This window comes from Actinomycetospora sp. (assembly GCF_055612215.1).
The window spans coordinates 1-6,075 of sequence record NZ_JBVPVA010000740.1; the positions used below are offsets into that span (position 1 = coordinate 1).

The 6,075-nt window shown below is 75.6% G+C and carries 6 protein-coding genes; 4 read left to right on the top strand and 2 right to left on the bottom strand.

Annotated elements, in window-relative coordinates; all coding sequences use genetic code 11:
* The coding region (locus AC0CYZ_RS20170; RefSeq protein WP_472218559.1) for a S1C family serine protease at window positions 1-549 on the top strand (549 nt) is incomplete at its 5' end.
* 62 nt (window positions 550-611) lie between these two features.
* Here AC0CYZ_RS20170 and AC0CYZ_RS20175 read toward each other — a convergent pair.
* The gene (locus tag AC0CYZ_RS20175; RefSeq protein WP_472218562.1) at window positions 612-1,361 is read right to left on the bottom strand and encodes an SDR family oxidoreductase; all 750 of its coding nucleotides are present in this window, start codon (window positions 1,359-1,361) and stop codon (window positions 612-614) included.
* Between the two features lie 100 nt (window positions 1,362-1,461).
* On the opposite strand from AC0CYZ_RS20175, the gene AC0CYZ_RS20180 reads away from it, so the two are divergent.
* Window positions 1,462-1,767 (top strand): winged helix-turn-helix transcriptional regulator, encoded by a 306-nt coding sequence (locus AC0CYZ_RS20180; protein WP_472218564.1) that lies wholly within the window; start codon window positions 1,462-1,464, stop codon window positions 1,765-1,767.
* Window positions 1,768-2,065: 298 nt separating this feature from the next.
* On the opposite strand, the gene AC0CYZ_RS20185 is transcribed toward AC0CYZ_RS20180, so the two are convergent.
* Window positions 2,066-3,367, bottom strand: coding sequence for an LCP family protein (locus tag AC0CYZ_RS20185; RefSeq protein ID WP_472218566.1), 1,302 nt, complete (start codon window positions 3,365-3,367; stop codon window positions 2,066-2,068).
* Window positions 3,368-3,550: 183 nt separating this feature from the next.
* Between AC0CYZ_RS20185 and AC0CYZ_RS20190 the strand changes: the two genes are divergently transcribed.
* A complete protein-coding gene (locus AC0CYZ_RS20190; RefSeq protein WP_472218568.1) occupies window positions 3,551-5,611 on the top strand; it encodes a glycosyltransferase family 39 protein in 2,061 nt (686 codons plus the stop codon).
* 60 nt (window positions 5,612-5,671) lie between these two features.
* A partial coding sequence (locus AC0CYZ_RS20195) for a class I SAM-dependent methyltransferase (RefSeq protein ID WP_472218570.1) occupies window positions 5,672-6,075 on the top strand: 404 nt, incomplete at its 3' end.

A 6,075-nucleotide genomic window follows, 5' to 3' on the forward strand; every position in this document is an offset into this window, starting at 1 on the left:
CAGAGCGGTCAGGCCACCGTCATCGACGCCGTGCAGACCGACGCCGCGATCAACCCAGGCAACTCCGGGGGCGCGCTCGTCGACATGAACGGCCGCGTCATCGGGATCACCTCGGCGATCGCGTCGCTGGGCTCCGGCTCCTCCGAGGGCGGCGGGCAGCAGCAGCAGTCCGGGTCGATCGGACTCGGGTTCGCCATCCCGATCAACCAGGCCAAGCGCATCGGTGACCAGCTCGTGCAGCAGGGCTTCGCGAACCAGGCGGTCCTCGGGGTCGGGGTCGCGCAGGACCAGCCCGGCGGGGCGACCTCGGAGAACGGGGCCACGCTCGGCACGATCACGCCCGGCGGCCCGGCGGCGAACGCCGGGCTCAAGGCCGGCGACGTCGTCACCAAGGTCGACGACCGGCTCATCGACGACGGCGACTCGCTCGTCGCCGCCGTCCGCGCGGAGAACCCGGGGGCGCAGGTGACGGTGACGGTGCAGTCGCCCGGCGGGCAGCCGCGCCCGGTCCCGGTGACCCTGGGGTCCGAGCGGGCGCCGTCGAGCTGAATGCACCGCGTGCCCGATGAGCGGGGCGGCCATGGCCGCCCCGCTCACGGGCGTCCGGGCACCTACGGCACGAACGGGACGTCGTCGGGGGCCGCGTGCCGGGCCGCGAGCAGTGCCCGGGCCGGGCCGCCGACCGGGATGCGCAGCGGCAGGTGCTCGGCCTCGACGGCGTCCACGACCTCGGCCGCGACCTCCTCGGGCGTCACGAACGTCCGCCCGGTGGGTCCGCCCGTCCCGAGGTGCGGGTACGGGTCGTCGGGCAGCCGGAACCAGTCGACGTCGTCGAGCGCGCCGGAGCTCACGGCGCCCGGCTCGAGCAGCGCGGCCTGCAGGCCCAACGGCGCGGTCTCGATCGCGAGCGCCTCGACGAGGGCCTCGAGGGCCCACTTCGTCGACGCGTACGCGGCGTTGGGCGGCAGGACGAGACGCCCGACCACGCTCGACATGAACAGCAGCCGGCCGCTCCCCCGCGCCCGCATCCCGGGCATGACCGCCTGCGCCACTCGCAGCGCGCCGAGGGTGTTGCGGTCGAACAGTCGGGCGAGCTCCTCCGGCGGCGTGGCCTCGACGGCCGCGTAGAAGATGACGCCGGCGTTGGAGACCAGCGCGTCGATCTCCCCGGCCGCGGCGACGGCCGCCGCGATGCTCTCCGGGTCGGTGACGTCGAGGGCGAGCCGCCGGTCGACGTCGAGGTCGTCGAGGGTGCGCGGGTCCCGGGCGGTGGCGACGACGCGGTGGCCGCGCTTCGCCGCCTCGACCGCGATCGCCCGTCCGATCCCCTTCGACGCCCCGGTGATGAGCACCGATGCCATGACGACCTCCGTAGTGGGTTCAATATCTGAACTGACCTGCAGGCGCTAACCTACGCCGGTGAGTTCAGGAGTTGCACCCACTGGGCCCCGAGCCTGCGGGATGGCCGACGCCCTCGTGCTCGTCGGCGACCGCTGGGCGCTGCTGGCCCTGCGCGAGCTCGGGTTCGGGGTGGGGCGGTTCAACGACATCCAGGTCAACACCGGCGCCCCCCGCGCGAGCCTGTCCGCGCGGCTGCGCTCCCTCGAGGAGCACGGGCTGGTCGAGCGGCGGCGCTACTCGGAGCGCCCGCCGCGCGACGAGTACCTGCTCACCGACGCCGGCCGCGAGCTGATGCCCGTGCTCGGCGAGCTGCGCGCGTGGGGCGAGAAGCACGCGTCCCCCCGGGTGCGTGGGGCTTCGTCGTGAGCGCCGACGACGTCGACGAGCACCTCCGCGAGGTCCTCGTGCACGGCCCGCAGCCGGTCACCCCGGTGATCGTCGAGTAGGGCGGGCTTCGCCTCTTCCGACCTCCGAGTGGACCTCGAGGGCTGCGCCGGTAGCCGTGAGGGTCCACTCGGCGGCCGCAGGCTCGAGCACATCCCCCAGAACCGGGTCCGCCAGACCCGGCTTTCCCGGATGCTTCCAGCGCGGAGCTCCCGGGTGCAGCGACTTCCCGGCGCGGGCGCCGGGAAGCCCCGACCGCGCTCACGAGAGCTCCGTCCAGCTAGTTGACGCACCCCGGCGCAGCCGCGGTGATCGGTGGCGGGACCGACGCCGGGGCGACGGGCGCGGTCGTCGTGCCGGCCGCCGTCGTCGTGTCCGTGCCGGTCGAGGACCCCTCGTCGGTCTGCTGCGCGGCGGCGCGCGTGATGGCGGCGTCGGAGGGGAGGGTCGGCGACGGGACGACGCCGTCGTCCGCGTCGATCGCGTCGGTGACGAAGGTGCGGACCTGGTCGGGGTCGACCTCCACCGCCTGGCCGTCCTCCGGGGTCGAGAGCTCGTCGGTGCCCGTCGGGATCGTGCGGAAGGTGACCGAGCCCGCCGACAGGCCCTGCATCTGGGTCGCGAACGAGAGGACGTCCCACCCGGAGTCGAGCGTCACCGAGCGGGAGAGGACGCCGGTGAGCCGGTTGAGCGCGAACGGGTTGGCGAGCGTGCCCGCGGACAGCAGTCGGTTCGCGGCCGAGGCGAGGAAGACCTGCTGGCGGGTGATGCGGTCGAGGTCGCCGCCCGGGAGTCCGTGACGCTGCCGCACGAACGCGAGTGCCTGCGTGCCGCTCACCATCTGGGGGCCGCCGGGGAGCACGAGCCCGGAGTACGGATCGTCGACGGGCGCGCGCAGGCACACCGGCACGCCGCCGATGGCCTGGCTGACGTCGGCGAACCCGGCGAGGTTGACCGACGCGAAGTGGGTGATGTGCAACCCCGTGAGCGCCTGGACGGAGTCGACGGTGGTGCGGGCCCCGGCCGCGAGGGCGGCCCGGCGCACGGCGGGGTCGTCGGCGGAGGGGGACGGCCCTGCCTGCGGCGCGTATGCCGATGTCGGGGCGCCCGAGGCGCTGTCGCCGCTGGTGAGCGAGTCGGTGGTGAAGGCCACCGCGCGGGAGTAGGCGGAATTGATCTTGTGCGACCCGTAGCCGTCGGCGAGCTGCACGAACGAGTCCCGGGGGACCGAGATCGCGGTCGCGCGGCCCCCGCCCGCAGGGACGTGGACGACGATGATCGAGTCGGCGGTGTCTCCGCCGTCGCTGGTGTCGCCGGCGTGCAGCGCGTCGAGCAGGGCGGGCGGGAGCGGGTTGCCCTGCGGATCGGTGCGGCTGTCCACGCCGAGCAGCAGGATGTTCTGCTCGGCGGTCGGCGCGGCCACCGCCGCCGGCGAGATGACCGCCGCGGCAGTAGTGGATCGATCCAGAAGTCGCACCTGGGCCCAGGCGAACGCGGTGACGGCGAGCACCGCGACGGAGACCGCGACGACCAGACAGCGCGCGCCCACCCGCGCACGCCGCCGGACCGTCGAGGATCGCATCTCCTACAGAGTTCCCGTTCCCCGCCCGATCGTCACCGTGACCTGCGACGGATCCGGTGTCGATCAGCTCCGGCGGCCCACGACCACCTCACACCGGGCCGGGCCCGAGGGCCCCGCCGCCTCACAGCAGGACCACAACGACGCCCCACGAACCGGACAGACCCGACCCGCAGGGTCGGGACCATGACGACGACCGACCTCCGCCCCGTGCCCCCACCCGGGTCGCGTCCGCACCCGGCGCCCGGTCGGACCGGTGCCCACCACGCCCGGCCGCCGCGGCCCCTCGCGCGCCTCTGGCGCGGCTCGCTGCGGGCGCCACGCTGGGAGCGCCCGGCGCTGATGGCCCTGCTGCTGGGCACCGCGCTGCTCTACCTGTGGGACCTCGGCGCGAGCGGGACGGCGAACGACTTCTACGCCGCGGCCGTGCAGGCCGGGACGCAGTCGTGGAAGGCGCTGCTGTTCGGCTCGCTGGACTCCTCGAACTTCATCACCGTCGACAAGCCCCCGGCCGCGCTGTGGGTCATGGGCCTCTCGGGCCGGATCTTCGGCTTCAACGCCTGGTCGATGCTGGTGCCGGAGGCGCTGATGGGCGTCGCGTCCGTGGCGCTGCTGCGGGCGGCCGTCCGACGCTGGGCGGGCCCCGGTGCCGGCCTCATCGCCGGGGCCGCACTGGCGCTGACCCCCGCCGCAGTCCTGATGTTCCGCTTCGACAACCCGGACGCGCTGCTCGTGCTCTGCATGACGGCGGCCGCCTACGCCGCCGTCCGCGGCGTCGACGCCGCCCGGGAGCGCGCGGGCCTCCGCTGGATCGCGCTCACCGGCGCCCTGCTCGGGCTCGGGTTCCTGACGAAGATGCTGCAGGCCTGGCTGGTGCTGCCGGCGTTCGTGCTGGTGGTCGTCCTCGCCGCCGCGGTGACCTGGCGGCGGCGCCTGCTGCTCCTGGCCGCCGGCCTCGCGGCGCTCGTGGTCTCGGTGGGCTGGTACGTGCTGCTGGTCGAGCTGTGGCCCGCGAGCTCGCGCCCCTACATCGGTGGCTCGACCGACAACTCGTTCCTGGACCTGGTGCTCGGCTACAACGGCCTCGGGCGGATCGTCGGCGGCGAGGGCAACGGCGGCGGGAGCGGGGGCGGCCCGGGCGGCGCCGGCAACACCGGCTTCGGTGGCTCCACCGGCATCACCCGGATGTTCAACGACTCCTTCGGTGGCCAGATCTCGTGGCTCCTGCCCGCGGCGCTGATCGTGCTCGCGGCCGGGCTCTGGCTGACGCGGCGTGCCCCGCGCACCGACCGCACCCGGGCCGCGCTGCTGCTCTGGGGCGGCTGGCTCGTGGTGAACGGGCTGGTCTTCAGCCTCATGAACGGGACCGTGCACGCCTACTACGCGGTCGCCATGGCCCCGGGTCTGGCCGGGACGCTCGCCGTCGGCGGGGCGCTGCTGTGGCGCCGCCGCGAGGAGCTCGGACCGCGCCTGACCCTCGCGGCCGCGCTCGCCGCGACGACGGTGTGGAGCGTCGTGCTGCTGCGCCGCACCCCGGACTTCCTCCCCTGGCTGCGATGGCTCGTGGCCCTCGCCGGGGTGGTCGCGGTGCTGCTCGTCCTCGCCGACCTCGTCACCCGCGGCGCCCGGGCCCGACGCGCACTGCCGGTGCTGCTGCTGGCCGCGCTCCTCGTCGGGGCCGGCGGCTCGGTGGCCTACGCCGCCGACACCGCCGCGACCGCGCACACCGGCTCGATCGTCTCGGCGGGACCGTCGACCGGCGACGGCATGGGCTCCGGCGGTCCTGTCGGCGCACCACCCTCGGGGGAACGCCCCGGCAGCGGTCCGGGCGCCCCGCAGGCCCAGGGCGGCCAGGGTGGTCCGCGGCAGGGCCAGGGCGGTCAGGGCGGCGCGACGACGACCTCGGCCGCGCTCACGTCCCTGCTGCGCGGCGCCGGCACCACGTGGTCGGCGGCGACCGTCGGCTCGCAGAGCGCGGCGCCGGCCGAGCTGGCCTCGGGCACCGCGGTGATGGCGATCGGCGGCTTCAGCGGCACCGACGCGACCCCGACGCTCGCCGGGTTCCAGGCGATGGTCGCGGCCGGCGACGTCCACTACTTCATCGCCTCGGGCGACGGTGGCGGCATGGGCGGCCGGGGCGGCTCGGACTCGGTCGGCTCCCGGATCACCGCCTGGGTGACGGCCCACTACACCGCGACGACGGTCGGCGGCACGGCGGTCTACGACCTCACCGCGCCCACCAGCTGAGGGCGGACGATCATGGCGTCGCTGCGCCCCGCCCCGTCCCGTGCGCCGTACGGTCGGCCCATGTCGCGTGCGACCACCTTCGGGACCCGCGCCGACGCCTACGACCGGCTGCGGCCGGCTCCGGCGCCGGAGGCCCTCGACCAGGTCCTCCCGGCGGGCGCGCAGCGGGTGGCCGACCTGGCCGCGGGGACGGGGCTCGTGACCCGTGCCGTCCTCGCCCGGCCCGCCGCGCCCGGCGTCGTCGTCGCCGTGGAACCCGATCCGCGGATGCTGGCCCGCCTCGCGGCCACCACGCCCGGCGCCCGGGCGGTCCGCGGGGTGGCCGAGGCGATCCCGCTGGCCTCGGGGGCCCTGGACGCGGTGCTCGCCTCGTCGGCCTGGCACTGGTTCGACCCGCCGGTCGCGACCGCCGAGATCGCCCGCGTGCTGCGCCCCGGCGGGGTGCTGGGCCTGCTGTGGAGCCG

What these genes read in the sequence shown, in the direction of transcription:
- AC0CYZ_RS20175 (WP_472218562.1), bottom strand. Translation starts at nt 1,361, where the DNA reads ATGGCATCGGTGCTCATCACCGGGGCGTCGAAGGGGATCGGACGGGCG.
- AC0CYZ_RS20185 (WP_472218566.1), bottom strand. Translation starts at nt 3,367, where the DNA reads ATGCGATCCTCGACGGTCCGGCGGCGTGCGCGGGTGGGCGCGCGCTGT.
- AC0CYZ_RS20180 (WP_472218564.1), top strand. Translation starts at nt 1,462, where the DNA reads ATGGCCGACGCCCTCGTGCTCGTCGGCGACCGCTGGGCGCTGCTGGCC.
- AC0CYZ_RS20190 (WP_472218568.1), top strand. Translation starts at nt 3,551, where the DNA reads ATGACGACGACCGACCTCCGCCCCGTGCCCCCACCCGGGTCGCGTCCG.